This is a genomic window from Streptomyces capparidis, from assembly GCF_054782095.1.
On sequence record NZ_BAAGTD010000048.1, the window covers coordinates 1 to 24,782 of the forward strand.

General features: G+C 75.2%; 27 protein-coding genes and 1 pseudogene. 16 read left to right on the plus strand and 12 right to left on the minus strand.

The features are described 5' to 3' along the window. The 3 genes and pseudogenes from ACYVO2_RS29630 to ACYVO2_RS29640 all read right to left on the minus strand — a co-directional run. Positions 1-200, minus strand: a pseudogene (locus tag ACYVO2_RS29630) (AraC family transcriptional regulator); the annotation flags it as partial. A gap of 185 nt (positions 201-385) precedes the next feature. Beyond that, positions 386-610 (minus strand): hypothetical protein, encoded by a 225-nt coding sequence (locus ACYVO2_RS29635; RefSeq protein ID WP_461011115.1) that lies wholly within the window; start codon positions 608-610, stop codon positions 386-388. Next, positions 586-1,296: an SDR family NAD(P)-dependent oxidoreductase gene (locus ACYVO2_RS29640; RefSeq protein ID WP_461011116.1), complete on the minus strand. Its 711-nt coding sequence runs from the start codon at positions 1,294-1,296 to the stop codon at positions 586-588. The genes ACYVO2_RS29635 and ACYVO2_RS29640 overlap by 25 nt, the downstream gene beginning before the upstream one ends. A 149-nt stretch (positions 1,297-1,445) precedes the next feature. Here ACYVO2_RS29640 and ACYVO2_RS29645 point away from each other — a divergent pair, with 149 nt between their 5' ends. Next, positions 1,446-2,312: a helix-turn-helix domain-containing protein gene (locus tag ACYVO2_RS29645; RefSeq protein WP_461011117.1), complete on the plus strand. Its 867-nt coding sequence runs from the start codon at positions 1,446-1,448 to the stop codon at positions 2,310-2,312. Positions 2,313-2,494: 182 nt separating this feature from the next. Here the strand turns inward: ACYVO2_RS29645 and ACYVO2_RS29650 are convergent, their stop codons facing one another. Together ACYVO2_RS29650 and ACYVO2_RS29655 are read right to left on the minus strand one after the other, a co-directional pair. Then, the gene (locus ACYVO2_RS29650) at positions 2,495-4,120 is read right to left on the minus strand and encodes a penicillin-binding transpeptidase domain-containing protein (protein WP_461011118.1); all 1,626 of its coding nucleotides are present in this window, start codon (positions 4,118-4,120) and stop codon (positions 2,495-2,497) included. 152 nt (positions 4,121-4,272) lie between these two features. After that, entirely contained in the window at positions 4,273-5,151 is an 879-nt protein-coding gene (locus ACYVO2_RS29655) for a LysR family transcriptional regulator (RefSeq protein WP_461011119.1), read from the minus strand. Between the two features lie 77 nt (positions 5,152-5,228). Here ACYVO2_RS29655 and ACYVO2_RS29660 point away from each other — a divergent pair, with 77 nt between their 5' ends. Next, complete coding sequence (locus ACYVO2_RS29660) at positions 5,229-5,939, plus strand: CTP synthase C-terminal region-related (seleno)protein (protein ID WP_461011120.1); 711 nt, start codon at positions 5,229-5,231, stop codon at positions 5,937-5,939. Between the two features lie 156 nt (positions 5,940-6,095). On the opposite strand, the gene ACYVO2_RS29665 is transcribed toward ACYVO2_RS29660, so the two are convergent. Genes ACYVO2_RS29665 through pabB form a run of 3 tightly spaced genes read right to left on the minus strand, consistent with a single transcriptional unit; the run spans position 6,096 to position 9,450 of the window. Continuing rightward, a complete protein-coding gene (locus ACYVO2_RS29665) occupies positions 6,096-6,380 on the minus strand; it encodes a chorismate mutase family protein (RefSeq protein ID WP_461011121.1) in 285 nt (94 codons plus the stop codon). A 35-nt stretch (positions 6,381-6,415) separates the two neighbouring features. Beyond that, complete coding sequence (locus ACYVO2_RS29670; RefSeq protein ID WP_461011122.1) at positions 6,416-7,267, minus strand: aminotransferase class IV; 852 nt, start codon at positions 7,265-7,267, stop codon at positions 6,416-6,418. Beyond that, positions 7,264-9,450 (minus strand): aminodeoxychorismate synthase component I, encoded by a 2,187-nt coding sequence (gene pabB, locus ACYVO2_RS29675; RefSeq protein WP_461011123.1) that lies wholly within the window; start codon positions 9,448-9,450, stop codon positions 7,264-7,266. The genes ACYVO2_RS29670 and pabB overlap by 4 nt, the downstream gene beginning before the upstream one ends. A gap of 539 nt (positions 9,451-9,989) precedes the next feature. Between pabB and ACYVO2_RS29680 the strand changes: the two genes are divergently transcribed. Continuing rightward, the gene (locus tag ACYVO2_RS29680) at positions 9,990-11,426 is read left to right on the plus strand and encodes a class I adenylate-forming enzyme family protein (RefSeq protein WP_461011124.1); all 1,437 of its coding nucleotides are present in this window, start codon (positions 9,990-9,992) and stop codon (positions 11,424-11,426) included. A gap of 23 nt (positions 11,427-11,449) precedes the next feature. On the opposite strand, the gene ACYVO2_RS29685 is transcribed toward ACYVO2_RS29680, so the two are convergent. Continuing rightward, entirely contained in the window at positions 11,450-12,103 is a 654-nt protein-coding gene (locus ACYVO2_RS29685) for a 4'-phosphopantetheinyl transferase family protein (protein ID WP_461011125.1), read from the minus strand. A 97-nt stretch (positions 12,104-12,200) separates the two neighbouring features. Here ACYVO2_RS29685 and ACYVO2_RS29690 point away from each other — a divergent pair, with 97 nt between their 5' ends. The 13 genes from ACYVO2_RS29690 to ACYVO2_RS29750 are packed head-to-tail and all read left to right on the plus strand — an operon-like array spanning position 12,201 to position 22,563. Further along, positions 12,201-12,473, plus strand: coding sequence for an acyl carrier protein (locus ACYVO2_RS29690; protein ID WP_461011126.1), 273 nt, complete (start codon positions 12,201-12,203; stop codon positions 12,471-12,473). Then, positions 12,470-12,730 (plus strand): acyl carrier protein, encoded by a 261-nt coding sequence (locus ACYVO2_RS29695; protein ID WP_461011127.1) that lies wholly within the window; start codon positions 12,470-12,472, stop codon positions 12,728-12,730. Before ACYVO2_RS29690 ends, ACYVO2_RS29695 begins: the two co-directional genes overlap by 4 nt. After that, entirely contained in the window at positions 12,727-13,863 is a 1,137-nt protein-coding gene (locus tag ACYVO2_RS29700) for a beta-ketoacyl-[acyl-carrier-protein] synthase family protein (RefSeq protein WP_461011128.1), read from the plus strand. Before ACYVO2_RS29695 ends, ACYVO2_RS29700 begins: the two co-directional genes overlap by 4 nt. Further along, positions 13,860-14,432 carry a beta-ketoacyl synthase chain length factor gene (locus tag ACYVO2_RS29705; protein ID WP_461011129.1) on the plus strand — a complete coding sequence of 191 codons (573 nt, stop codon included), beginning with the start codon at positions 13,860-13,862 and terminating at the stop codon, positions 14,430-14,432. Before ACYVO2_RS29700 ends, ACYVO2_RS29705 begins: the two co-directional genes overlap by 4 nt. Beyond that, the gene (locus tag ACYVO2_RS29710) at positions 14,429-15,682 is read left to right on the plus strand and encodes a beta-ketoacyl-[acyl-carrier-protein] synthase family protein (protein ID WP_461011130.1); all 1,254 of its coding nucleotides are present in this window, start codon (positions 14,429-14,431) and stop codon (positions 15,680-15,682) included. The genes ACYVO2_RS29705 and ACYVO2_RS29710 overlap by 4 nt, the downstream gene beginning before the upstream one ends. A gap of 41 nt (positions 15,683-15,723) precedes the next feature. Beyond that, positions 15,724-16,275, plus strand: coding sequence for a hypothetical protein (locus ACYVO2_RS29715; RefSeq protein WP_461011131.1), 552 nt, complete (start codon positions 15,724-15,726; stop codon positions 16,273-16,275). After that, positions 16,272-17,882: an AMP-binding protein gene (locus ACYVO2_RS29720; RefSeq protein WP_461011132.1), complete on the plus strand. Its 1,611-nt coding sequence runs from the start codon at positions 16,272-16,274 to the stop codon at positions 17,880-17,882. The genes ACYVO2_RS29715 and ACYVO2_RS29720 overlap by 4 nt, the downstream gene beginning before the upstream one ends. Further along, entirely contained in the window at positions 17,879-19,003 is a 1,125-nt protein-coding gene (locus ACYVO2_RS29725) for a hypothetical protein (RefSeq protein ID WP_461011133.1), read from the plus strand. Before ACYVO2_RS29720 ends, ACYVO2_RS29725 begins: the two co-directional genes overlap by 4 nt. After that, positions 18,984-19,868 carry a diiron oxygenase gene (locus ACYVO2_RS29730; RefSeq protein ID WP_461011134.1) on the plus strand — a complete coding sequence of 295 codons (885 nt, stop codon included), beginning with the start codon at positions 18,984-18,986 and terminating at the stop codon, positions 19,866-19,868. Before ACYVO2_RS29725 ends, ACYVO2_RS29730 begins: the two co-directional genes overlap by 20 nt. Continuing rightward, entirely contained in the window at positions 19,865-20,143 is a 279-nt protein-coding gene (locus ACYVO2_RS29735) for an acyl carrier protein (RefSeq protein ID WP_461011135.1), read from the plus strand. The genes ACYVO2_RS29730 and ACYVO2_RS29735 overlap by 4 nt, the downstream gene beginning before the upstream one ends. Beyond that, positions 20,118-20,990, plus strand: a complete 873-nt coding sequence (locus ACYVO2_RS29740; protein WP_461011136.1) for an aminoacyl--tRNA ligase-related protein — start codon at positions 20,118-20,120, stop codon at positions 20,988-20,990. The genes ACYVO2_RS29735 and ACYVO2_RS29740 overlap by 26 nt, the downstream gene beginning before the upstream one ends. After that, positions 20,987-21,778 (plus strand): 4'-phosphopantetheinyl transferase family protein, encoded by a 792-nt coding sequence (locus ACYVO2_RS29745; protein ID WP_461011137.1) that lies wholly within the window; start codon positions 20,987-20,989, stop codon positions 21,776-21,778. The genes ACYVO2_RS29740 and ACYVO2_RS29745 overlap by 4 nt, the downstream gene beginning before the upstream one ends. Further along, positions 21,775-22,563, plus strand: coding sequence for an MBL fold metallo-hydrolase (locus ACYVO2_RS29750; protein ID WP_461011138.1), 789 nt, complete (start codon positions 21,775-21,777; stop codon positions 22,561-22,563). Before ACYVO2_RS29745 ends, ACYVO2_RS29750 begins: the two co-directional genes overlap by 4 nt. Positions 22,564-22,654: 91 nt before the next feature. On the opposite strand, the gene fabI is transcribed toward ACYVO2_RS29750, so the two are convergent. From fabI to ACYVO2_RS29765, 3 genes are read right to left on the minus strand one after another with little or no spacing between them, the layout of a single operon-like run. Then, complete coding sequence (fabI, locus tag ACYVO2_RS29755) at positions 22,655-23,467, minus strand: enoyl-ACP reductase FabI (protein WP_461011139.1); 813 nt, start codon at positions 23,465-23,467, stop codon at positions 22,655-22,657. Positions 23,468-23,471: 4 nt separating this feature from the next. Then, positions 23,472-24,176: a 3-oxoacyl-ACP reductase FabG gene (fabG, locus tag ACYVO2_RS29760; RefSeq protein ID WP_461011140.1), complete on the minus strand. Its 705-nt coding sequence runs from the start codon at positions 24,174-24,176 to the stop codon at positions 23,472-23,474. A gap of 50 nt (positions 24,177-24,226) precedes the next feature. Then, positions 24,227-24,748 (minus strand): SgcJ/EcaC family oxidoreductase, encoded by a 522-nt coding sequence (locus tag ACYVO2_RS29765; protein WP_461011141.1) that lies wholly within the window; start codon positions 24,746-24,748, stop codon positions 24,227-24,229. Positions 24,749-24,782 lie beyond the last annotated feature (34 nt).

Consider the following 24,782-nt stretch of genomic DNA (forward strand, 5'->3'; position numbering starts at 1 on the left):
GTTCGCCGTGCGCGCGCGGGTGAGTAGGTCACATGGGAGACCGTCATCCCGCCCAGGGGCAGGATGCGGATGGCGCCACGGAAGTCGTCCGCGTGGTCGCTGTGGAGCACGACAGGCATCGACGGTTGCGCCACGTTCTCCCACCACCAGGCGAACCGGTGCTCCTTCGGCTGATCCGCGCTGCGCAATGCGATCTCCATCGCCCGCCCCCTCGACAAGCCCGACAGTTCCTCTCCCCGGCGGTTCATCAGTCCAGCAGTTCGGGAATTGTCTGGCAGCCGGTTCGCGGGCCGTGGACAAACGCCGGTGACGTGCGCGTCCTGCTCCGGTGGGAGGTGGGGCCGTGCTCCGGGTGGCGCCGCGCCGGTGGGGAGGCGGGCGCGGCTCAGGCGGCGTCTGCCGCGGTGAGGCGTTCGACGGTGGTCCACAGTTCGCGTTCGCGCCGCGGGTCGTAGGACTCCTCGGAGGAGCGGACCGGGCGGTCGCGGTCGATGTAGGAGCCGGTCGGGGCCTGGGTGGTGCCGAGGACGGCGGCGGCGAGGTGGCGGCCCGCGGTGGCGCGGCCGGTGGCGAGCGGGGTGAGGGTCAGCGCCGGCAGGAGCCGCCGCACGGCGAACCGCGTGACGGGGCCGGCGTCGCGGGTGAGGCCGGTGCCGGGGACGAACCCGGGGTTGTGCGCAACAGCGTCGATTCCGGCTGGCAGGCGGCGCGCGTACTCGTGGACGAGGTGGATGACGGCCAGCTTGCTCGTCGAGTACGCGGTGCGTCCGGCGGACGGGGGAAGGCGCCGGGGCGGGCCAGGACGTCCGGGGAGGCCCAGGCCGGACCCGGCACCATGCCCAGGTTGTGCCTGAGGTCGCCGAAGTGGGTGTCGCTCGCGGTGATCACGATCCGGGCGGGGGCGGCGAAGCGGTCCTGGAGCCGGCGGACGAGCAGGTGGTTGGCGAGCACGTTGACGGCGAAGGTGGCTTCGAACCCGTCGGGTGTCCCGGTGAGCGCGTCGGTGTGCTGGACGCCCGCGTTGCCGGCGAAGCCGCGCAGCGGCGGCAGGTCACCGCTGTCGAGCCGGTCGCCGATCTCGGCGGCGGCCGAGCGGACGCTCTCCAGCGCGCCGAGGTCGGCCGCGACGTGCGAGACGGCGCGCCCGCCGGCGGCGAGTTCCGCGGCGAGCCGCGCTCCGGAGGACCCGCGGGCGACGACGAGGAGGTGCACGTCCGGCGAGGCGCGCAGGATGTGCTCGGCGGCGCTGCGGCCGATTCCGCGGCTCGCGCCGGTCATCACGACGGTGTGCTTCATGGGTGGCTCCTTCACGGGTCAGCCGGTGGCGCCCGGTCCGGGCGCGGCACCACGTTCGCCGCTCGCCCCACCGCCCGGCCAGTGCCGTCCCCGTCGGCAGGACCGGCAGTACCCAGGCTGATGCGGCGCCGCGCGGCCACAATGGGCCCATGGCTTCCTCCCGCCCCGCGTTCGCCGGGCTCCTGCGTGCCTGGCGCGACCGCCTCTCCCCCGCCGACGCGGGCTTCCCCGCGGGGCCCGGCCGCCGGGCTCCGGGACTGCGCCGGGAGGAGCTGGCGCAGCTCGCCGGGGTGTCGGTGGACTACGTGCTGCGTCTGGAGCAGGGCCGGGCGAGGAACCCCTCGGCCCAGGTCGTCGGCGCCCTCGCCCGGGCCCTCCAGCTCTCCCGCGCCGAGCGGGACCAGCTCTACCGGGGCGCCGGGCTGCTGCCGCCGCGGGACGGGACGGTCGGCACCCATGTGCCCCCGGGCGTCCAGCGGCTCGCCGTGCGCCTGGGCGACGTCCCGATCGGGGTGTTCGCCGCCGACTGGACGCTGGTGTGGTGGAACGGCATGTGGAGCGCCCTGCACGGCGACCCCGCCGATCTGGCGGCCGACCAGCGGAACCTCGCCCGCGCGCTGTTCGGTGCGGGACCGGCCCGCGCCGCGCTGCGTCCCGTCCGGTCCGAGCGGGGGCCGGACGCCTTCGAGGCGTCGATCGTCGCCGACCTGAAGGACGCCGTCTCCCGCTATCCCGCCGACGCCCGGCTCGGGCGTCTGGTGCGGGAGCTGCGGGCGGAGTCCCGCGCCTTCGCCCGTCACTGGGACGCGGGGGCGGCCGCCGCCCCGCACACGACGGAGCGCAAGACCGTCCGGCACCCGGAGGTCGGCGAGATCCTGCTCGACTGCGACGTCCTGCTCGTCCCGGGCGCGGACCTGCGCATGGTCACCTACACGGCCGCCGCGGGCAGCGGCGACGCGGGCCGGCTCGACCTGCTGCGGGTCACAGGCGGCCGCACCGCGACGGCCGTCCCGTGACCCGCGGGAGCCGGGTGGCGGGGGTGGGCGGGTGACGGGGCGTGCCGGTGACGGGGCGGCGCGCGGTCAGGAGAAGATCGCGTGCACCTGGTCGCGCGCCGCCTGGTGGGCGAGGTCGGGCGAGTGATCCGCGCCTCACCGCCGAGGCCGGGAGCGGTCGGTAGGGCGCCGCAGGCGAGGGCTCACCGGGTCCCGTCGCCCGCCAGGAGGACCTTCCGGACGATGGGTCCGGCCGTGTCCGCGCCGTGGCCGCCGTTCTCGACCACGGCCGCTGCCGCCAGGTCGCCCGAGTACCCGGCGAACAGGCTGTTGGGCTGGTCGCCGCCGGTCTCCGCGGAGCCGGTCTTCGCGCCCTTGGGGAACGGGACGCCCGCCATCACCTCGGCGGCGGTGCCGTACGGCGCGGTGGCGGTCAGCTCCAGCATCGAGCGCAGCCGGGCGGCGGTGGCGTACGGCAGGGGCTGCGCCGTGGCCTGCCCGCCGTCGATCAGCGACGGGTCCACCAGCACCGGCTGCCGGAAGACGCCCTCCTCGGCGGTCGCGACGACCGACGCGACGGTCAGCGCGTTCATCTGCACCTTGCCCTGGCCGATGTACGACGCGGCCGTCTCCGCCTGCGACGACGGCGGGACGCTGCCGTCGAAGGACGCGATGCCGGTGTGCCACTCCTCGCCGATGCCGAAGTACTTCTCGGCGGTCCGTCCCAGGGCGGTGTCGGCGACGCCGAGCTCGTCGAGCTGTTTGACCGGCTTGATGAAGGCGGTGTTGCAGGACCGGGCGAAGCTGGTCGCGTAGCTGCCGTCCGGGATGGAGAAGCCGTCGAGGTTGGTGAACGTCCTGCCGTACCAGGTGGCCTCGGGGGTGCAGGGCGCCGGGCTGTCCGGGGTCGCCAGGCCGTGGTCCATCAGCATGGTCGCGGTGATCATCTTCATGGTGGAGCCGGGGGCGAGGCGTCCTTCGAAGGCGGCGTTGAACTCGTCGGTGCGGTTGTTGGCCACTCCCAGGACGTTGCCCGTGGACGGCTCGAGGGCCACCACGGACGACATGGCGTACTGCCGCACCGCCTCCTCGGCGGCCCGCTGGATCCCGGCGTCCAGCGTCGTCGCCAGTCGCGCGGGCTTGCCCTCGGCGAGGGTCAGCAGCGTCTCGTCGGCGGTGCTCCCGTCCGTGCTCTCGATCCTGAGCTCGGTGGCCGGGGCGCCGTCCTCGGCCACCGCCGCGTAGCGCTCCCGCAATTGGGCCAGGACCGGCCCGAGCGACGGGTACCGCTCCGCGGTCAGCTCCTCGCCGTTCCGGTCGACCGCGATCAACCGGGGCGCGGTCGTCTCGCCGACCGCGAGGGTCCGGCCCTCGCCCAGTCGCGGGTGCACCACGGACGGCTGCCAGTCGACCAGCGGGGCCCCGGTGGTCAGGCCCCGGACGACGGTCAGCTCGGACGAGTACGACCACGGCTCGCGCTGCCCGTCGTGGGCCACCACGGCCTTGACCGAAAAGCGCACGGTCGCCCCGACCCGGGTGCCCGGGGTCAGCGCCACCTCGGCAACATGGGCCTCGTCGCGATAGCCGGTGAGCGCGGGCCCGGCCTCCTCGGCGTTGTTGGTGAGCCGGGCGGCCCTTTCGGCGTCGCCCGCCGCCCAGGCGGCGAGGAACGCCCCGGCGGTCTTCTCGATGTCGTCCCCGGTCAGCGGGTCGTCCGCGGATCGGGTGTCGGCCGAGGCGGTGTTCCCCAGCATGTCGTTCAGCGTGTGGTGGCCGCCGTAGGCGACGCCTCCCGCCGCCAGCAGGAACACGCCCCCGACGATGGTCACTTTCGTACCGCTGCGCACCAGGCCCCCCACAGGTCTGTGTTTCCCCTCCCCCGCCGCGTGCACCCTACGCACGGGTGGGCGAACAGGGCGCGGGCGTGCGCCGGAACAGGACGGCGCCCGGGACCGGTTGCCGCCGGAGGGGGTGGCCCCGGTCAGCGTGTGATGAGGTCGGCCAGTCGCCGGACCGGTGCGGTGGGGTTGGCCGGGTGGACGAGCTCGGTGCGGTGGACCAGGCGGGGCCCGTCCACCGGCACCGCCGCGCCGGGGAGGGTGGCGGCCAGCGGCAGGGGGAGGGTGACGAGGCCGTGTCCCGCGGCGGCGAGCGCGGCGAGGCCGTGCACGTCGGTGCCGCGGTGGCGGACCCGGGGCAGGAAGCCGTCGGCGCGGCACAGGGCGCGCAGCCGGTCGAGCGGGACGGCGGTGTCCGGGGCGTCGATCCACCGGGCCTGCGCCAGGTCGGCCAGCCGCACGGAGCGGCGCCGTGCCAGGGGGTGGTCGATGGGGAAGAGCACGGCCAGGGGCGCGTCGGCCGCGGCGAGGGTGGTGGCGGGCCCCAGGTCGGGCAGCGGCAGCGGGTCGCTGGGGGCGGCGGCGCCGTCGACGAGGGCGGCGTCGGCCTGCCCGGTGAGCACCTGCTCGACCACCTGCGCCCGGCCCAGCACCCGCACCTCCAGGTCGAGGAGCGGGGTGGCGGCGTTCAGATGGGCCAGGGCCCGTGCGAGGGCGGGTCCCGCGGCGGCGGGCGAGCAGGCCAGGGTCAGCCGGGCGGACCGGGTCCGCCGCATCCGGGCGATGTCGGCGCGGGCCGCGTCCAGGCGCAGCAGCAGGGCGGGGGCGTGCTCCATCAGCCGTGCTCCGGCCGGGGTCGGGGCGACGGGGCGGCGTTCGACCAGCCGGACCCCCAGGTCGGCCTCGAGGGCGGCGATGTGCTGCGAGACGGCGGACTGGGTGTAGCCGAGGGCGGTGGCGGCGCCGGAGAACGAGCGCCGGTCGAGGACCGCGACGAAGGTGCGCAGCAGATGCGGATCCATGCCGATCAGTTTTCCTTATGCACAGTGCAGAAGCCATCGTTGGACCTGATGCGGGAGCGGGCCGCAGCATGGTCTGCATGAACCGCACCGCACGCATCGCGCTGGTCGCGGACCGGTCCGATGCCGTCCGCTCCCACACCCGCGTTCCCGGCCTGCTCGAAGCCCTCCGCCTGCGCGACGGGCTGGACCTGGACGCCTACTGGATCCCCACCGAGGACGCCGACCGGGGCATCGACGGCTTCGACGCCGTGTGGGTGCTGCCCGGCAGCCCCTACCGCAGCGAGGCCGGCGTCCTGGCCGCGATCCGGGCGGCGCGCGAGGGCGGCGTCCCGTTCCTGGGCACCTGCGCCGGTTTCCAGCACGCGCTGCTGGAGTTCGCCCGCAACGTCTGCGCCCTGGCCCGGGCCGGCCACGCCGAGAACGATCCGGGGACCGCCGACGAGGACGCCGTGGTGGTCCCGCTGGCCTGCTCCCTGACCGACCACGAGGGAATGGTGGAGGTCGCCCCCGGCTCACGGGCCGCCCTGCTGCTCGGCGCCGAGCGCGTCCGGGCGCGCTACCACTGCAACTACGGCCCCAACCCGCGCCACATCGACGCCCTGCGCGCGCACGGCCTGGCCTTCACCGGCACCGACGAGGACGGCGGCGTCCGCATCGCCGAACTGCCCGGCCACCCCTTCTTCCTGGCCACCCTCTTCCAGCCGGAGCTGGACGGCGACGGCACCCGGCCGCACCCGCTGATCACCGGGCTGGCCGCGGCCGCCGTCGAGCACGCCCGCACCCGGTGAGCGGGCGCGCCGGTGACGGGTGCCACCCGGCCACCGCCGTGCCGCCGTCGCGGCCGGTGAGGGCGCGGAACCGGTCGGACGTCGCCGTGGTGGCGGCGGCGTCGGATCCCGGGTGGCGGCGGGGGTGTCCTGCGTGTGCCGGGCGGAGGGGTCCTGTCACCTCCCCCTCTCGGCGGTCGCCCGCGCCGCCGTCGCCCTGGTGAGCAGCATCGCCAGGTCGGTGCCCAGGCGGCCGAGCTCTGTCTCGTAGCGGCGGAAGACGGCGTTCTCGTGTCTGAGTTCCACTCGGGGGGCCCTGCCGCTTCTGCGGAGGTCCTCGAGTTCCGCCATGGCGGCCATGCGCCGGCGTACGAGCGTGATGATGGCGGTGTCGATGTCCGCGATGCGGGCGTGCTGCTCCGCGGACGGGGACGCGGTGCTCGGCTGTGGCGGCGAGGGCAACGGGGTGCTCCTTTCCTCGCTTGAGGTCGCGGGGGTCACGTCGGCAGGGGGGTCCGCAGGCCGTTCAGCCGGCCCTGCCAGGAGGCGGCGCGCTCGGGGGCGCCGGCCGGGAGGGAGGTGCCGGTCCAGGCGGTGACGGGACGCAGGCCGTGCAGGGCGTTGGTCACCCAGACCTCGAGCCCGGCGAGGTCGGGCAGGCGCCGCCGGCGGGCCCGGACCTCGATGCCCGTCCGGGTCGCGTGCCCGGTCAGGAGGGAGGCCGTGACGCCGGGGAGGGTGGGCAGGTCGGCGGCCGGGCGGCACAGCGCGTCGCCCTCCCACCACAGCAGGGAGGAGTTGGCCGCTTCGAGCACGAGCCCGTCCGCGGTGACCAGCAGCGCCTCGTCGGCGCCCGCGTCGGCGGCCCGGCGGCGGACGGCGCCCAGCGCGGCGAGGTCCGGCCCCTTGTGCCGGGGCGCCCGCCGGGGGTCGGGGACGGCCCGGCCCCAGACCCGGGCGGACGTGCCGCGCGCCGGGGCGGGGCGCAGCCGGTACAGCAGCCGGTGGCCGCCGGGCAGGACCGTGTCCGGGGGCGCGTCCGGGGCGGCCCGCTGGAGTTCGGCGCGCGGGAACCACGCGCCGGGTCCCCGTGGCAGCAGGTCCACCATGGCGGTCCAGAAGGCGTCGAGGAGCCGGTCGGGGACGCCCGCGGTCTCGGCGCAGGTGGCGGTGAAGCGGTGGCGGTGCAGGTCCAGGGCGCGCACCCCGCCGTCCTGGACGAGCCAGGAGTCCGCGGCGAGCAGGGGGGTGCCGGTGTCCGTCCCTCCCCCGTCCAGTTCGCGCAGGCCACCGGAGACGGTGAGGGCGAAGAGCCGTGTGTCTCCGCCCGGCGGGGTCGCGGTGCTCAACGGGACACCGCCGGGTCGGGGACCGCGGCGACGGCGGGCGCGGGGTCGGGGTCGGGGTCCTGGCCGGGGAAGGCGGTGCCGAGGAGCCGGAGCAGGGGGGCGGTCTTGGTGACCGTCTCCTCGTACTCGTTGTCGGGCGCGGAGAGCGCGACGATGGCCCCGCCGACGCCGTAGCCGATCCCCCGGGGTGTCACCACGGCGGTGCGGATGACGATGCTGAGGTCGGCGGCGCCGGTCAGCGAGAAGTAGCCGATCGCCCCGGAGTAGACGCCGCGCGGGCCCTCCTCGAGTTCGTCGATGATCTGCATGGTGCGGATCTTCGGGGCGCCCGTCATGGAGCCGCCGGGGAACGCCGCGCGCACGCAGTCCACGGCCGTGGCGCCGGGCCGCAGCCGGGCCCGCACGGTGCTCACCAACTGGTGGACGGTGGCGTAGGTCTCCACGTCGAACAGCTTGTGCACATGGACGGAGCCGACCTCCGCGCACCGGCCGAGGTCATTGCGCACCAGGTCCACGATCATGAGGTTCTCCGAGCGGTCCTTCTCGTTGGTCCGCAGATCCGTGCGGAGCGCCTCGTCCTCCTCCGGGGTGGCTCCCCGCGGCCGGGTTCCCTTGATCGGCTTGGACTCGGCGCGGCCGTCGGCCCCCACGCGCAGGAACCGCTCCGGCGAGGTGCTGAGCACGGCCAGGTCCTCGAACAGCAGCAGGGAGGCGAACGGCGCGGGGCTGGTGCGGCGCAGGAACCGGTAGCCCTCCCACGCGTCCACCTTGGCCTCGCCGTGCACCATGTTGGTGAGGCAGACCTCGTACGTCTCGCCCGCCGCGATCTCCTCCTGGCTGCGCCGGATGCGGTCCAGGTAGGCGTCCCGGTCGTGCCGCAGCCGCAGGTCGGCGGCGTCCACGGGCTGCGGGGGGACGTCCGCGGCGGCGACCCGTCCGGTGAGGGCGCGCAACTGCTCGGCGGTGGTGCGCAGCCAGGTCCTGGCGGACGCGTCGAGGGCGGCGCCGTCGGGGTCCGCGTCCGGGTCCGCGGGGGCGAGGGCCAGCAGGTGCGTGGTGCCGGTCAGGTGGTCGAAGACCAGGGCCCGGGCGGCGAACACCATGGTGGCGTCGGGCTCCTGGGAGCGGTGGACGAGGGGGCCGGCCCCGCACTGCGCCTTGAGCTCGTAGCCCAGGTATCCGACCCAGCCGAGCGCGAAGTCGCAGGGCAGCGGGGGCGTCTCGACGTGGAGGGACCGCAGGTCCTCGTCGATCCAGTCGAGGAAGTGCTGCCGTGCGACCCGTACGCCGCGGACGCCGTCCCGCTCCGACATCACGGTGACCGTGCCGTCCGCCACGTCGGCGGTGGCCACCCGGGCCAGGTCGCCCGAGGCGTCCCCCATCACGGAGAACCGCCCCAGGTCGCCGTCGGCGCGGCTGCTGTCGAGCCAGAAGGCGTGGTCCCCGCCGCGCAGCAGCTCGTCGAAGACGATCTCGGGGTCCCACGCGGTGGGCAGTTGCTCGGTGAGGACGCGCAGTCGGCGGCGCGGGGCCGGGCGGGTGGGCGCGGCGGCGCGGACGGGCCCGGCCGGCGCCGCGGCGGCGCCCGTGCCGTGCTCCTCGTGCCAACGGGCCGTCAGGTCCCGGAAGTTGCGCATGAGTTGCAGCCCGTACTCGCTGCATATGGACTCGGGGTGGAACTGCACTCCCCACAGCGGCCGCCGCCGGTGGCGCAGGCCCATCAGGATGCCGTCCGGTGTCCACGCGGTCGCCTCGACCACGTCGTCGGGCAGGTCGGTCACGGTGAGCGAGTGGTAGCGTACGACGTCGAACCGCGGGGGGATCCCGGCGAAGAGGTCCGTGCCCGAGTGCTCCACCGGCGAGACGCGGCCGTGCCGGGGTTCGGGGGCCCGCCGCACGCGGGCGCCGCTCAGCAGCGCGATGCCCTGGTGGCCCAGGCACACGCCGAGGACCGGGCGGTCGGCGGCCCGGACGATGTCACGGCAGATCCCGAAGTCCTCGAGGCGTTCCGGAGTCCCCGGCCCGGGGGACAGGACGACGTTGTCGAAACTTCGCAGAAGGTCGGCTCTCCACCCTGGTTCGTCATTGCGTATGACGACCGGCTCCTGCCCGTTGGCCTTTGCCAGGAGGTGGAACAGGTTGAAGGTGAAGGAGTCGTAGTTGTCCACCAGGAGTGTGCGCATACTCACCTCATCGGGTCATGGAGGGACGCATTCGAGCGGTGCCGACGTCCGGCCATGCCAGGGCGGCACGCCTCGGCGCGCACCGGAAAAGAGAGCTCGATGAATGATGGGTGGAAGCTCGAGTTCAGGCGTGCGCGGCCGTTGCCCGAATCGGCGGCGTCAACGGGTGGCAATACACGGTTCACTTGGCCAATGCCCGTTGTTTCCGCACGACTTGGCGCATCCGTCCGCTCCCAGGCGCACGACACCCAGGCAACTCCGCACCATGAACGACACATCCCCCGATTTCCGCGCGACAGAGCTCGAGGGCCGACCCGATCTCTGTTCGACATGGGAGACCGTACATCGCGTCTTGATTCTGTCAAACGCCGCCGGGGCGCACCGGCCGCGCCGAGACCCGCGGGACGGAATTCATAATTCCGCGTGATCTCGTCATGTCCGGTCTTCTGGTCTTGACAGCTTCCAATTGCGCGTCCTTAGGATGCGGAGCTGCTGAGCCCGTCTGGGCAAATCAGCCGTACAACGGGGGAAGTTGTTTCGTGATCAGCGATTTCGCGCGCCCGGAACCCGGGAGAACAGGTCCGGAAAACCACGACGGGAGCTGGATCGACGAGCTGCTCCTGCACGCCGCCGCCGGCGACGGCACCCCTGCGGTGGACATCGGTGAGCGACTGGATCGAGCCGCGCTCCGCCGCAGGACCGACGCCGCGGGGAGGGAGCTGGCGGACGCCGGGCTGCGCCGCGGCGGGTCCGTCGTGCTCCTCCTCCCGCCGTCGCTCGCCCTGCTCACCACCCTGCTCGCCGCATGGCGGATCGGGGCCCAGGTGACCCTGCTCGACCACCGGCTGACCGAGCACGAGACCGACCGGGCCCTGCGCCGGGTCGCCCCGCAGTTCGTCGTCCGCCCGGCGGGCCCGGTGCGGCGCGGCAGCCTGCGCGGATTCCACGCGGTCGCCCCCCTCGTCGAGCCGTACCCCGGGGGACGCCCGGCCGCCACCGGTCACGCGCTGGTCCAGCTCAGCTCGGGCTCGACCGGCCCGTCCAAGGTGATCGGGCGGACCGCCGAGGAACTCGTCGCCGAGGTGCACCGCTACACCGGGATCGACGGCATGCCGCGGCGGGGCGACCGCGTCGTGGTCCTCAACTCGCTCATCCACGCCATGGGGCTGATGGCGGGACTGCTGCACAGCCTGCACGCCGGCATCGAGATCGTGCTGCCGGAGCGGATGACCGCCGACGGCATCCTCGCCGCGGTGGCCGCGCGCACCGCGCCGACCGTCGTCATGGGCGTGCCCTTCCACGCCCAACTGCTCGGCTCGGTCTCCGCCCCTCCCCCGCTGCCGCACCTGGTCCGGGCGGTCTCCGCCGGGGAACTGGTGCGCCCAGGCGTCGCGGAGACCTTCACCGCGCGGTACGGGGTGCCGCTCGGCGAGGTGTACGGCATGACCGAGATGGGCGTGATCGCGACCGACCTGTCCGGGGCCCACCGTCCCGCCACGGGTTGGCCCGCGCCGGGCATCGAGGTGAGGGTCGCGGACGGCGAGCTCCTGGTGCGGCGGCCCACCAGCCCGTACCTGGGGCCCGCCGATCCGGACCGCTGGTCGGACGGCTGGCTGCGCACCCGCGACGCCGCCGAGCTCGACCCGGGCACCGGACTGCTCACCGTCCTCGGCCGGCTGGACTCCCAGGTCTCGGTGGGGGGCCTGAAGGTCGATCTCCTCGAGGTCGAGTGGGCCATGACCGAGCTCGCCGGGGTGCGGGAGGCGGTGGTCGTCCACGACGGGGCCATCGAGGCCTACGCCGCGCTCGACGAGGGCGCCACCCCCGCCGCCGTGGAGGCCCTGCTCGCCGAGCGGGTCGCCGGCTTCAAACTGCCCCGTCGCATCCACCCGGTGGCGGCCCTGCCCCGGACCACCACCGGGAAGCCGGTGCGGGACCCGGCCGCCCTGCGGGCCGCGGCACAGGGGCGGGCATGAGACGGGTGGCGCGCGGCGCGGGCTCAGCCGTCCGCACGGCGCACGGACACCGGGGTCCCCTCGGTTCCCCGCCCGCCGGCGACGCACAGCAGCCAGCCGTCGGGCGCCGCCGGCGCGGCGCTGGTCAGGTCCGCCGCGGGGGTGACTCCCCGCAGCCTCACCGGGCTCCCGGCGGGCCGCCGCGGCACTCCGGAGGCGGGCAGCGGCACGGGCAGGAGCCGCCCGCCGTGCGCCAGGCCGGTGCCGCGCACCTTGCCCAGCGCCTCCTTGTGCGTCCACACCCACAGCAGGGCGCGGGACCGCTGGGCGGGGTCGTGGCCCTCGACCCAGCGCGCCTCCTCGTCGCCGAACCAGCGGCGGGCCAGGGCCACCGCGGGAAGCTCGCGCACCGCCTCGACGTCCACGCCGACGCGGCCGCCGGTGCCGACCGCGACCGCCGTCAGCCCGCGGGTGTGGCTCACGCTCACGCTCACCTCCGCGGCCGGCACCGGCCGTCGAGCCGACCCGCCGGGAGGTAGCAGCAGGTACGGGCGTCCACCGGGTTCCCGTGCCACCGCCAGCTCGTCGGCCTCCACGCCCAGCACCGCCGCGGCGGCCCGCCGCAGCAGCGCCCGCGCGTGCCGCCGCTGGTCCCCGACCGGAGCCGCGAGCCACACCTCGACCCGGGACACCGCCACCTGCCCCTCCCCTCCGCGGCCCGCGACGGCCGCGCCCGCCGCACCACACGGACACCGGAACACCGAACACCGAACACCGAACGAAGGAGCCCCCGCCATGAGCACCCCTGTGCGCGCGTTCGTAGTGAACACCCTGGAGACGATGAACATCGACACCTCGGACCTCACGGACGACACCCCGCTGGGCGACGACGGCCTGGAGATGGAGTCGCTCACCACAGCCGAGCTCGTCATGCACGTCGAGGAGGAGTACGGGATCAAGTTCTCCGACGACGACGTGGAGGGCATGCAGACCATGACCGTCGGCGCCTTCGTCGCCGAGGTCGAGGGCCGCGCCTCCCAGGTGGCGGCCGAGGCGGGCTCGGTATGAGCGCCCCGGCCGCGGCGCCCGGCCGCGACGAGGTGATCGCCCTGCTGGCCCGGCACGGCGAGTGCGGCCCCGAGGCCGTGGGCGAGCGCATCGACTCGCTGCAACTGGCGTGGCTGGTGCACGCCGTCGAGGAGCGGTACGGCGTCCGGCTGGATCTCGACGACGACGAGCTGGAGGCCATGGACACCGTGGACGGCGCCGTCGCGGTGCTGGGATCCGCGCTGGCCGCCCTCGCGCCGGACGGGACGCCCGCATGACCGGGCGGAGCGGGGACGTCGTCATCACCGGGCTCGGGGTCGTGAGCGCGTTCGGCCGCGGCCGGGAGGCGCTTCGGCGGGGACTCGCCGCGGGGCGGCCCGCGTTCGCCCCGGTCGGCCGCTTCGCGACGGACCGGTACCGCACGGGCGTCGCCGCCGTGCTGCCGGGCGCGCCCGACCTCGACGAGGAGCTGCGCCGCGTCGTCGCCGAGGCGTGCGACCAGGCCGGGCTCGACGCCGCGCAGCGGGCGCAGGCGCCGCTGCTGCTGGGCCGCCACGCCGATCCGGCCGTGGCCCGCAGGCCGCTCGCCGCCCAGGGGAAGACGGCCATCTCGGACACCGCGGCGGAGCTGGCGCGGGCCTGCGGGCTGCGCGGAGCCGCGCGGACGTACACCAACGCCTGCGTCGCCGCCGCCACCGCGCTCGCCGAGGCCGCCGTGCGCGTCCGCGACGGCCGCGAGGACCGGGCCGTGGTGGCCGCCGGGTACCTCGTGGACGAGGACAACTTCGCCCTGTTCTCCGCCGGCCGGGCGCTCGCCCCGGACGGGGCCCTGCGGTCCTTCAGCGCCGGGCGGCGGGGGCTGCTGCTCGGTGACGGCGTGGGCGCGGTGGTCCTGGAGTCCGCGGCGGCGGCCGCCGCGCGGGGGGCGCGGCCCCTCGCCGTGCTGTCCGGCTGGGGCCTGGCGGGCGACGCGTACCACGTGTGCCAGCCGCACCCGCAGGGCCTGGGCATGGCGCGGGCGATCGGCTCCGCCCTGGCCAAGGCGGGGCTCGCGCCGGGGGACATCGGCTACGTGAACGCGCACGGCACCGGCACGCCGCACAACGACGCCGCGGAGGCCGCCGCCCTGCGCCTGGCCCTCGGCGACGCGGCCGCCACCACGCCCGTGAGCTCCACGAAGTCCGTGCACGGCCACGCCCTGGAGGCCTCCGGCATGCTCGAACTCGCCGTGACCCTCCTGGTGCTGGCGCACGGGGAGCTGCCGGTGAACGCCGGTTACCTGGGGCCCGACGACGACTGCCCCCTCGACCTCGTGCTGGGCGAGCCCCGCCGCGCGGCTCCCCGGCACGTCCTCAGCCTGAACGCCGCCTTCGGCGGCGCCAACACCGCATGGGTGGTGAGCGCGCCATGACCGGGACCCGGCATGTGGCGGACGTGGACGTCCTGGCGGAGGGCGGCTGGCCCGGCCCGGACGACACCGGGCCGCCGCCGCCCCTCACCGGGTTCGTCGTGTCCGGTTTCAGCCCCATGGCCGCCGCGGCGGCCGACCGCTGCCTGGAGCGGGTCCACGGAGCGCCGGGGGCGCCGGGCGAGGCCCTGCGGCGGCGGGCCGAGCGCACGGCGATCGTGCTGGGCAGCCGCGGCGGCGACCTGGAGACGCACACCGCGACCGCCGCCGCCGTGGACGCGGGCCGGCCCGCGGCGCCGCTGCTGTTCTTCCAGTCCGTGCCCAACGCGGTGGTCGGGCACATCGCCAAGCGCTGGGGGCTCGCGGGCCCGGTGATCTGCTTCAGCCCCGACGACGCGGCCGGCGACCCGCTGGGCGAGGCGCTCGACATCACCCGCGCCCTGGTCGCCGGGGGCGACGCCGACGAGGCGCTGGTGCTGCTGGTGGAGCAGGTCGGGCCGGACGGCGGTCCCGGCGGGGCCCGCGCCCTCCTGGTGCGGCCCGCCCGGGACACCGGGGAGGGCGCGCCGTGAGCCGGCCGCACGACGTCCGGGTCACCGGCATCGGGCTGGTCACCCCGCTCGGGTCCGGCGTGCCCGCCTTCGTCGACGGCCTGGCCGCGGGGCGCTCCGGGCTGCGCCGGCTGGAGGGGGAGGAGTGGGCCGCGACCGGCGCCGACGTGGCCGGGGTCGCCCCCGACGTCCCCGCGCCGGACCTGCTGCCCCGCACCGAGGCCCGCTCGGTCGACCGGTTCGTGCTGATGGCCATGGCCGCCGCCGACGAGGCGCTGCGCGACGGCGGGCTGACGGTGGGCCGGGACGTGGCGGCGGAGCGCACGGCCGTGGTGGTGTCCACCGGCGCGGGCGGGCTGGGCACCTACGAGGAGCAGGCCGTCGCCCGCGCCGCCCGCGGCCGGGCCGCCGTCAGCCCGTTCCTGCTGCCCGGCATGCTGCCCAACATGGCGGCGGCGCGCATCGCCATCCGTCACGGCATCCGCGGAGTCAGCAGCTCCGTCGCGACCGCGTGCGCGGCGGGGGCGATGGCGGTGGCCGAGGGGCTGCGGCTGATCCGCGAGGGCGTCGCGGACGTCGTGCTGTGCGGGGGCACGGACACCGCGCTGGCCCCCTCGGTGGCCACCTCCTTCGGCAACGCCCGGGCGCTGGCGCGGGCCGGGGCGGGCGATCCCGCGGCGGCCAGCCGCCCGTTCGACCGGGACCGCCGCGGCTTCGTCCTGGCCGAGGGTGCGGGAGTCCTCGTGCTGGAGCGGGCCGAGCACGCCCGCGCCCGCGGGGCCGCCTCCTACGGGCGGGTGCTCGGCTGGGGGGCGACCACCGACGCCCACCACCCGACCGCGCCCCGTCCGGACGGCGCGGGCGCGGCGGACGCGATGCGCCTGGCGCTGGCGGACGCGGGCCTGGCGCCCCGGGACATCGGCTACGTCAACGCGCACGGCACCGGCACCAGGGCCGGCGACGTGGCGGAGGCGCGGGCCGTCCGCGCGGTCTTCGGCGACGGCGGGCCGCCGGTCAGCTCGGTCAAGGGCGCCATCGGGCACCTGCTGGGCGCGGCCGGCGCGGTGGAGGCGGCGGCGACCGTGCTCGCCCTGCATCACGGCAGCCTGCCGCCGACGGCCAACCTCGACGACCCGGACCCGGAGTGCGCGCTCGACCACGTCCGGGGCGGGCCGCGCGCCGCGGCCCCGGAGGCAGCGGTGTCGAACTCCTTCGCCTTCGGCGGCCACAACGTGAGCCTCGTGTTCGGCCGGTCCGCCACGGCGACCTGACCGCCCCCGCCCCCGCTCCCCTCCGGAAGGACAAGGAGATCGTGACCAGTCCCCCACCCCGGGCCCCCGGACCGGCCGGCCCGGACGAGCCCCCCGCCGACCTGCTGCGCCAGTTCTGGTGGCTGCACGACGCCCGCTGGTACCAGGGGGTCGCGCGCCGGTTCGGCCAGGACGCGGCCAACGAGGTCAACGCCGAGGCGATGCGGTTCGTCGCCCGGCGGATCGCCGCCGCCTACGCGCGGGAGCGGGGGCTGCGTCCCGGGCTCTCCGCCGCCGAACTGGCCGACGCGCTGACCGGCATCTCCCGGCTGATGACCGGGGACGCCGTGGAGGCCGTCAACAAGGTCACCGGCGAGACGACCTGGGAGACGGTCGTCACCCGCAACTTCGCCCTGGAGATGCTGGCGCGGGCCGGCACCCTGGACGGCTACGACTGCCCGTGCCCGCAGATGCGCCAGGGCTGGTTCGAAGGGCTGCGGACCGAGGTCAGCGACCACCGCGAGACGTGCCTGCGCACCGGGGGCACCGCCTGCCGCTTCCGGTCCCGGGCGATGACCGGCGCCGACCGCGCCCGGGCGGAGGAGGCCCCGTGACCGCGCACGGCACCGGCGGCGCGCCCGCCGCCTACGTCACCAGCGCCGTCGAGCAGTTCACCGGGTGGGGCGAGCGCACGGCGCTGCTGCACGGCGAGCGCGCCATGACGTTCCGGGAGCTGCTCTCGCTGGCCCACCGCACGGCCCGCGTCCTGCGGGACAGCGGCCTGGGGCGGGGCGACGGGCTGGTGCTGCTGGCCGCCAACCCGCTGGAGATGACGGCCGTCGGGCTGGCCGCGCACATCCTCGGCGTCCGCTACACGCCGGTGTACGCGGGCGGCGGCGACCGGGTGACCGGGCACATCCTGCGCGACGCCGCCCCGAGCGCCGTCGTCCTCGCCGACGCGGGCCCCGCCGCTCCGGCGCACCGGATGGCGGAGGCCGCGCGCGCGGCCGGGGTGAAGACGCTGTTCGGCCTGGGTCCCGTCGCGGACCCGGAGGTGACGGACCTGTCGGCCGCCGCCGCCGGACAGCCGGACGACCCCGTGCCCGTGGCGGCGCGGGAGGACGACGTCGCCCGGGTGCTGTACACCGGCGGCACCACCGGCCTGCCCAAGGGCGTGGCGTACACCTTCGGCGCGCTGACGGCGGCCGCCGGCGCCTGGGCGGGCGCCGCGCCCCCGCCGGGGCTGCGGTTCCTGGCCATGACGCCGATGGCGCACGCGGCCGGGGCGATCGCCTTCGGCCTGCTGCGCCACGGGGCGAGCGTCGAGCTGTTCGACCGGTTCGACGCCGGGGTGCTGCTGCGGCGGGTCGGGGCGGCGTCCGCCGCCGGGCAACCGGTCACCACGTACCTGTACCCGCCGTACCTGTACCGGGTCCTGGACCACCCGGAGCTGCCGCGGACGGACCTGGCGGGGCTGGCATCCGTCGGTTACGGCAGCGCCCCGATGGCACCGCACCGGCTCGCCGAGGCGGTCCGGCGCCTCGGCCCGAGACTGCGGCAGAGCTACGCGCTGACCGAGGCGATCGCGATCACCGGCCTGGGCCCGGAGGACCACGCGCTGGCCGCCGCGTCCCGGCCGGAGCTGTTCGCCTCCGTCGGGCGCCCGGTGCCCGGAGTGACGGTCCGGGTGACCGGGCCGGACGGGCGGGCCCTGCCGACCGGGGCGGAGGGCGCGGTCGAGGTGTCGGGCCCCACCGTGATGGCGGGCTACTGGAGGCGTCCCGACCTGACCGCGGAGGTGCTGCGGGACGGGTGGCTGCGCACCGGCGACCTGGGGCGGCTGGACGAGGACGGCTACCTCCACCTGACGGGGCGGGAGAAGGACCTCGTCATCGTGGACGGGGTCAACTGCCATCCGCAGGCCGTCGAGCAGGTGCTGGTCACCCACCCCGCCGTGCGGCAGGCCGCCGTCGTCGGCGTCCCGGACGCGCGCACGGGCGAGGCCCTGCTCGCCGTGTGCGCCGCCGGGCCGGACGGGGCGGCGGGCGTCGAGGACGAGCTGCGCGCCCTGGTGCGCGACGCCCTCGGTCCCGCGCACGTGCCGGGCAGGTTCGCGTTCGTGGCGGACATCCCCACGGCGTCCTACGGCAAGCCCGACAAGGCGGCGCTGCGCGCCCGGTTCTCCCCCACGAGCCCGACGACCCCCGGAAGTGACGCATGAGCACCGAGCTGAGAACGTGGCGCCGCCCCGCCGAGCCGCAGGGCCTCGACGGCTGGCTGGAGAGCCTGCGGAACCTGCTGGTCATACCGGAGGACCTGCGCGACGAGTGGGTGGACCGGACCGGTGCGCTCGAACTGCTCCAGTGCGGGCCGGAGATCCTCGACGAGCTGCTGCGAGGCGGCCTGCCGCACGGCGGGGAGCCGGGCGCCGAGCGCTTCGACCGGTTCGACCTGGTCAATCTCGCCCTGTACTCGGGGTCGGGCACCTCCGTCCCGGAGAAGACCATGCGCTACGCCCTGCGCTGGATGCACGCCGACCCGCAGACCCTGTTCCGGCCCCGGCGCTGGGACTGCTCCGTGGCGCTGTCCCCGCCGGCCGGGGACGAGGAGGCGGACCCGGCGCGGATGGAGTGGAGCCTGGCCACGCCGCGTCCGGAGCTGCACGGGGGCTGGACCGAGTCGCTGACCGTGGGGCCGCAGGGGGCGGTCCTCGGGGAGAAGGACATCACCGCCTGCGGCACCACCGGGCTGACCGCCTCCGGGGTCCTGGTGACCTCGGGCGAGCGGCGCGAGATCCGCTCGTCGCGACTGCGGGAGATCGTGACGGCGTTCGGGCCGGACCGCTACCGCTGGGGGCGGATGCCCGAGGAGTTCCAGTGGCGCAAGGACGCGGTGCTCTCCCAGGGGTACGCGCCCTGCATCGCCGTCTGCCTGGAGCTCGCCGAGCGGTGCCGGGCCGCCGGCTTCGAGGCCCGCACCCGGCGCGGCTGGATCATGGGCATGCTCGACCTCGCCCACTCCTGGCTGGAGGTCGTGGACGAGGACGGGCTGGTCAAGACCGTGGACCCGGCCTTCGTCATCCTGGCCGACCACCACGCGGAGGCCCCGCACCCACAGATCGCGGAGGCGTTCACCGGCTCCCTGCTCAACCGCCTGATGCCCACGGAGCACCACGCGAACGAGCCGGTGAACGGGTACCGCCGGGACGGCGTGTTCCGGCACCCCCGCCACCGGACCGACATCCAGCTCTCGGCGGAGCAGCCCGCTCCGGCCGGGACGGGCGGCGCCCGCGACGGCGCCGACGGAGAAGAGAGGAACACCCATGGCCGTACTTCAGGCTGACGAGCAGCTCCAGTCCATTCTCGACCGGCTCGTGACCATGTCCGAGCGGGACTACTACGACCCCTACAAGCTGTTCCAGTGGCCCGACACGCTGCCCGAGGACCAGTACTGGATGTCCCCCGAGCTGATGTCCGTCCACGGCACCGAGGTGGCCGAGTCGTTCACCGAGCGGCAGATGTGGGCGATCAGCAAGTGGGAGAGCGTCAACTTCTACAGCCTGAACGTGGACGGCATCCGTGAGCTGATCACGGAGATCATCGCCCGGATCCACACCAAGGACTTCGCCGTCTCCTCCGAGTACTTCCACCACATGATCGGCGAAGAGAACGAGCACATGTGGTTCTTCGCCACGTTCTGCCTCAAGTACGGGGGGAAGGTCTACCCGGACAAGGGCGTCCAGTTGGAGATGCGGTCCGAGGGCGAGGCGGCGCACTTCCTCGTCTTCGCCCGGCTGCTCCTCTTCGAGGAGATCGTCGACTTCTTCAACAAGAAGATGGGCGAGGACGAGCGGCTGCACCCGACGATCCGGCAGATCAACGCGATCCACCACCAGGACGAGTCCCGGCACGTGGCCTTCGGGCGGCAGATCGTCTCCCTGCTCCACCGGCAGCTCCGCGAGAAGCTCGGCACCGAGGAGCTGGCCGAGCTGGAGCTGTACCTCAAGCGGTACCTGCGCAAGTCCGTGGACGGCCTGGTGAACCCGCACGCCTTCCGGGACGCGGGCATCCCCGACCCGTACCGGGTGCGCAACCAGGTGCTGGCCGACCCGGCGTTCCACGAGCTGGAGCGCAGGATGCTCAAGCGCTCGATGAGCTTCCTGGTGAGCGAGGGCATCTTCACCGACGACACGCTGCCGCGGTCATGAGCGGGGTCGACGGGAAGGCCACCGCGTCGAGCGGGGTCGACGCGGTGGTCCGGTACCTGCTGAGCAAGCGGCCGGACCTGACCTCCATCGACCCGGACCTCGACCTGGTCGAGAACCGGATCCTCGACTCGCTCGGTTTCGTGAACTTCCTCTATGTGCTGGAGGAGCAGACCGGCGAGGAGATCCTGATGGAGGAAGTCAAGCCATCCGATTTCCGCACGATCAATGCCATTCGAAGGAGGTTCTTCCATGAGCCCGAGCAGACCGGGTCCTGAGGCGGGTCGCACGGCCTCGACCCGGGGCGGTCTCGCCACGCTGGGGCCCGAGGCGCTCCGGCTGCGGGCCGCGCTCGACGGGGTGTTCACCGGCTGGGCGGCCGAGGTCGGCGCACCCGCGGTCCAGTACCCGCCGCTGATGCGGGTCGAGGACCTGCACCGGCTCGACTACTTCCAGAACTTCCCGCACCTGGCGATCCTGGGCGCGGCGCTGACGGAACAGGCCGCGCCCGAGTACGCGACCGGGGAGCCGAGGCAGCCCGCCGTGCCGGCCGGTCACCTCACCGAGGCCGCGTACGCGCTGCCCTCGGCCGCCTGCTACAACGTCTACCTCGACGTGGCGGGCGTCGAGCTGGCGGACGGCCCGCACAAGGTGACCACCGTCGCCACCTGCTTCCGGCGCGAGACCCACTACGACGGCCTGCGCCGGCTGCTGGGCTTCAGCATGCGGGAGATCGTCTGCGTCGGTGAGCGCGACGCGGTGCTCGACCACCTCCAGGTGTTCCGCAAGAAGGTGTCGGGCTTCCTGGCCGACCTCGGGCTCCCGGTCGACATCCAGGCCGCCTCCGACCCGTTCTTCGACGCGAGCGCGGGACGCGCCCTGATGGCCCAGCTCTTCCCGGTGAAAGAGGAGTTCGTCTTCGACGGGGCGCTGGCCATCGGCTCGCTCAACTTCCACCGCAACTTCTTCGGCGAGCGCTGCGAGATCCGCACCGCGAACGGCGAGCCGGCGTTCACCGGTTGCGTGGCCTTCGGCCTGGAGCGCTGGATCAGCGCGCTCACCTCGCACTTCGGCACCGGCGAGGCCGAGCTGGCCGACCGGGTGCAGGCGGTCGGCCGGCAGTGACCCGCACCGCGGCGGACCCGGCGCCGGCGGCGGACCCCCGGGCGGGTCCCGCCGCCGTCCTCGGGGCGGGGCCGGGGCCGGTCCCGGGCCCCGCGGCGCACGTGCCCGCCGGGCCCGGGGCCGTCCACGCGTGGTGGGCCGACGGCCGCGGGCTGCCGGCCGCCGCGGTGGCGGAGCTCGCCGCCGGGCTGCCCGAGCCGGAGCGCGGGCGGTACGACGGCGTGTCCGACCCGCTGGGCCGGGCCGAGTTCGCCCTCGCCCGGTCCGTGCTACGCCGCGCGCTGGGCCGGGTGCTCGGCTGCCCGCCCGCCCGTGTCCGCCTCACCGCGGAACCCTCCGGGCGGCCCCGGGTGGAGGGCGAGCCGGGCGTGGACGTGAGCATCGCGCACACCGCGGGGCTGGTCGTCGTCGCCGTGGGCACCGGGCTGGCCCCCGGCACCCGCGTCGGTGTGGACGTCGAGCGGGTCCGTCCCGTCCCCCGGGCCGGTGAGCTGGCCCGCCGTCTGTTCTCGGCCGCCGAACGCGCCCGCCTGGACACGGTCGCCGGCCCGGCCGCCGACCGGGCGTGGCTGGAGATCTGGACCAGGCGGGAGGCGTACGCGAAGGCCCTGGGCACCGGGGTGCGCGCCGTCGCCGACGCTCCCGAGCAGCACACCGGCCACGCCTGGCACCCGCTCCGGCTGCCGGACGGGTTCACCGGCGGCCTGGTGGTCGTGCCTCCGGCCGGGCCGGCCGGCCCCTCCCCCGTTCCCCCACCCCCATCCCCCAACCAAGGAGCACTTCCATGACTGTCGAGAACGCCGCGCAGCTCGCCGTGACCGCGGTGGGCGGCCCCACCGTGGTCATCGACCTGGGCGGGCTGCGGTTCGTGACCGACCCGACGTTCGACACCGCCGACTCCGCCTACGAGCTGGGCCCGGTGGCCCTCCGCAAGCTGGCGGACCCGGCGCTCACCCCGGAGCAGGTCGGGCCGGTCGCGGCCGTGCTGCTGTCGCACGACCAGCACCCCGACAACCTCGACACGGCCGGGCGGGCCTTCCTCGCGAGCGCTCCGCTGGTGCTCACCACCGAGCAGGCCGCCGAGCGCGTCGGCGGCACCGGGCTCGCCCCGTGGGCCGAGCACGAGCTGGAGCGGCCGGACGGCGGCCGGGTGCGGGTCACCGCGGTCCCGGCGCAGCACGGACCGGCCGGCACCGAGCCGATGCTCGGCCCGGTCACCGGGTTCCTGCTGACCGGTGAGGGCCTGCCGACGGTGTACGTCAGCGGCGACAACGTCTCCCTGGACCCGGTGCGGGCCCTCGCGGAGCGCCTCGGCGGGGGCGGCGTGGACCTGGCGGTGCTGCACGTGGGTGCCGCGCAGTTGCCTCCGTTCGGTCCCACGCTGCTGTCCATGACCGCGGAGCAGGCGGTGGAGGCGGCCGGGCTGCTCGGTGCCCGCAAGGTGCTCACCGTGCACAACGACGGCTGGGCGCACTTCACCGAGGGGCAGGACGCCGTGGCCGCGGCGTTCGCCGCGAACGGCGGTGCGGAGCAACTGGTGGCGGCGGGTGCGGGCAGCAGCGTCGCCCTCTGAGGGAGGGGCCGGGCCGGCGCCGCGCCACGCCGGACGTCCGCCGACCCGGCCCGTCCGGGGAGCCGGGGCGGCGGACGTCCGCGCGCGCGGGTCAGGCGCCCATCGCGTGGTGTCCCCCGTCGACGTGGACGATCTCGCCCGTGGTGGCGGGGAACCAGTCGGACAGCAGCGCGACGCAGGCCCGTGCGGTGGCGTCGGTGTCGGTGACGTCCCAGCCGAGGGGAGCCTTGGCCGCCCAGTCCTCCTGGGTCCGGGCGAGCCCGGGGATGGCCTTGCCCGCGGTGGTGCGCAGCGGTCCCGCGGCCACCAGGTTGGCGCGGATGCCGCGCGGCCCCAGGTCCCGTGCCAGATAGCGGTTGACGGACTCCAGGGCGGCCTTGGCCACGCCCATCCAGTCGTAGGAGGGCCACGCCCTGGTGGCGTCGAAGGTCAGGCCGACGATCGAGCCGCCGCCGGGCATGAGGGGCGACAGGGAGGTGGCGAGCGCCTGGTAGGAGTAGGCGGAGGTGTGGACCGCGGTGGCCACGTCCGCCCAGGGCGCGGTGAGGAACCCGCCGAGGCAGCTCGGCGGGGCGAAGGCGATGGAGTGCAGCACCCCGTCGACGCCGTCGAGGTGCTCGCCCACCGCCTCCGGGAGCCGCTCCAGGGCCGTCGGGTCGGTCACGTCCAGCTCCACCACCGGCGGCCGCTCGGGCAGGCGGCGGGCGACCAGCTCGACCAGGGACAGCCGGCCGTAGCCGGTGAGCACGATCCGGGCGCCCTGCTCCTGGGCGAGCCGGGCCACGGCGAACGCGATCGACCGATCGGTGATCACGCCGGTGACCACGATGCGCTTGCCGGCGAGCAGTCCCGCGCCCGGGGTGCCCGGTACGGCCTGGGCGGCCGGTGACGTGGTGGTGGTCATGTCCTCAGTGCCCCATTCCCAGGCCGCCGTCGACCGGTATGACCGCTCCCGTGACGTAGCCGGCCCGCTCACCGGCGAGCCAGGCGACCGCGGCGGCCACCTCCCCGGCGCTGCCCGCCCGGCCCGCCGGGATCTCCTTCAGATGCGCGGACCTGCGGGTCTCGGGCAGGGCCGCGGCCATGTCGGTCTCGATCAGGCCGGGCGCCACCACGTTCACGGTGACGCCGGCCGTGGCGCACTCGCGGGCCAGGGAGCGCGCCATGCCGACCATGCCGGCCTTGCTCGCGGCGTAGTTCACCTGGCCCGCGTTGCCCCGCAGTCCGGCGACGGACGACACGAAGACGATGCGCCCCCACCGGCCCCTGAGCATTCCGGGCAGGGCCCGCCTGGCACAGCGCCAGCCACCGGTGAGATTCGTGTCGAGGACGCGGGAGAAATGCTCCTCCCGCATGCGGAGCATCGGCCGGTCGTCGGTGATTCCCGCATTGGAGACGAGAATTTCGACCGGGCCGAGCTCCGCCTCGGCGGCCGCGAAGGCGGCATCGACGCTCTCCGGTTCGGAGACATCGCACCGGACGGCGAGGAATTTCCCGTCCGGTGGATCTCCGCGATGGGTCACGGCAACCCGGTCGCCTTGTCCGAGAAACTCCTCGGCGATGGCGAGCCCGATCCCCCTGTTTCCCCCGGTGACCAGCACTGTGCGTGGCAAGGAAATGCTCCGTGTGTGATCGGTTCCGCTGTTCCGTCCCGGCCGGGAATTCAGCCCTGCACGGTGGTGCTCTGGAATTCCTTCATGTAGTAGGTGCCGTTCACCAGCACCGCGGTCCAGGAGACGATGATGCGCTGGCCGATGGGCACCTGCGCCGGGTCGGTGTAGGTGTCACCGGGCTTGAGCAGGCCGCCGAGCCCGTCGACCACGGCCGTGGTGCTGGACAGGCAGCGCACGCTGAGCGGCGTGCCGATCATCCGGGTGCCCTTGAGCGGACCGGCGAAGGCCCCCTTGTAGAACTGCGTGATCGCGTCCCTGCTGGTGAGATACGCGCCATTGCTCGGAATCATGTGCCCGTCCGTCGTGAACTGGGCGGCGACACCGTGCGCGTCGCCTCTGTTCCACGCGTCGAACAGTCTGTGCGGCACGTCGGTAATGGCGCTCTGCGTGGGCGAACAGGTCGGAGTCGTCGTGGTGGCGCTCTGTTCCGAGACGGCGCTCGCCACTGTGCTGGTGCCGGCCAGAAGCGTCAGGGCGGCAGCGGCCATGAGGATACTGCGGGTACGATTCACGAAAATTCCCCCGTGGTCCTGTGAGCAAGATCGT

Coding starts and splice junctions, on each gene's coding strand:
- ACYVO2_RS29640 (WP_461011116.1), bottom strand. CDS start 1,296: ATGAAGCACACCGTCGTGATGACCGGCGCGAGCCGCGGAATCGGCCGC.
- ACYVO2_RS29645 (WP_461011117.1), top strand. CDS start 1,446: ATGGCTTCCTCCCGCCCCGCGTTCGCCGGGCTCCTGCGTGCCTGGCGC.
- ACYVO2_RS29655 (WP_461011119.1), bottom strand. CDS start 5,151: ATGGATCCGCATCTGCTGCGCACCTTCGTCGCGGTCCTCGACCGGCGC.
- ACYVO2_RS29660 (WP_461011120.1), top strand. CDS start 5,229: ATGAACCGCACCGCACGCATCGCGCTGGTCGCGGACCGGTCCGATGCC.
- pabB (WP_461011123.1), bottom strand. CDS start 9,450: ATGCGCACACTCCTGGTGGACAACTACGACTCCTTCACCTTCAACCTG.
- ACYVO2_RS29690 (WP_461011126.1), top strand. CDS start 12,201: ATGAGCACCCCTGTGCGCGCGTTCGTAGTGAACACCCTGGAGACGATG.
- ACYVO2_RS29695 (WP_461011127.1), top strand. CDS start 12,470: ATGAGCGCCCCGGCCGCGGCGCCCGGCCGCGACGAGGTGATCGCCCTG.
- ACYVO2_RS29700 (WP_461011128.1), top strand. CDS start 12,727: ATGACCGGGCGGAGCGGGGACGTCGTCATCACCGGGCTCGGGGTCGTG.
- ACYVO2_RS29705 (WP_461011129.1), top strand. CDS start 13,860: ATGACCGGGACCCGGCATGTGGCGGACGTGGACGTCCTGGCGGAGGGC.
- ACYVO2_RS29725 (WP_461011133.1), top strand. CDS start 17,879: ATGAGCACCGAGCTGAGAACGTGGCGCCGCCCCGCCGAGCCGCAGGGC.
- ACYVO2_RS29730 (WP_461011134.1), top strand. CDS start 18,984: ATGGCCGTACTTCAGGCTGACGAGCAGCTCCAGTCCATTCTCGACCGG.
- ACYVO2_RS29735 (WP_461011135.1), top strand. CDS start 19,865: ATGAGCGGGGTCGACGGGAAGGCCACCGCGTCGAGCGGGGTCGACGCG.
- ACYVO2_RS29740 (WP_461011136.1), top strand. CDS start 20,118: ATGAGCCCGAGCAGACCGGGTCCTGAGGCGGGTCGCACGGCCTCGACC.
- ACYVO2_RS29750 (WP_461011138.1), top strand. CDS start 21,775: ATGACTGTCGAGAACGCCGCGCAGCTCGCCGTGACCGCGGTGGGCGGC.
- fabI (WP_461011139.1), bottom strand. CDS start 23,467: ATGACCACCACCACGTCACCGGCCGCCCAGGCCGTACCGGGCACCCCG.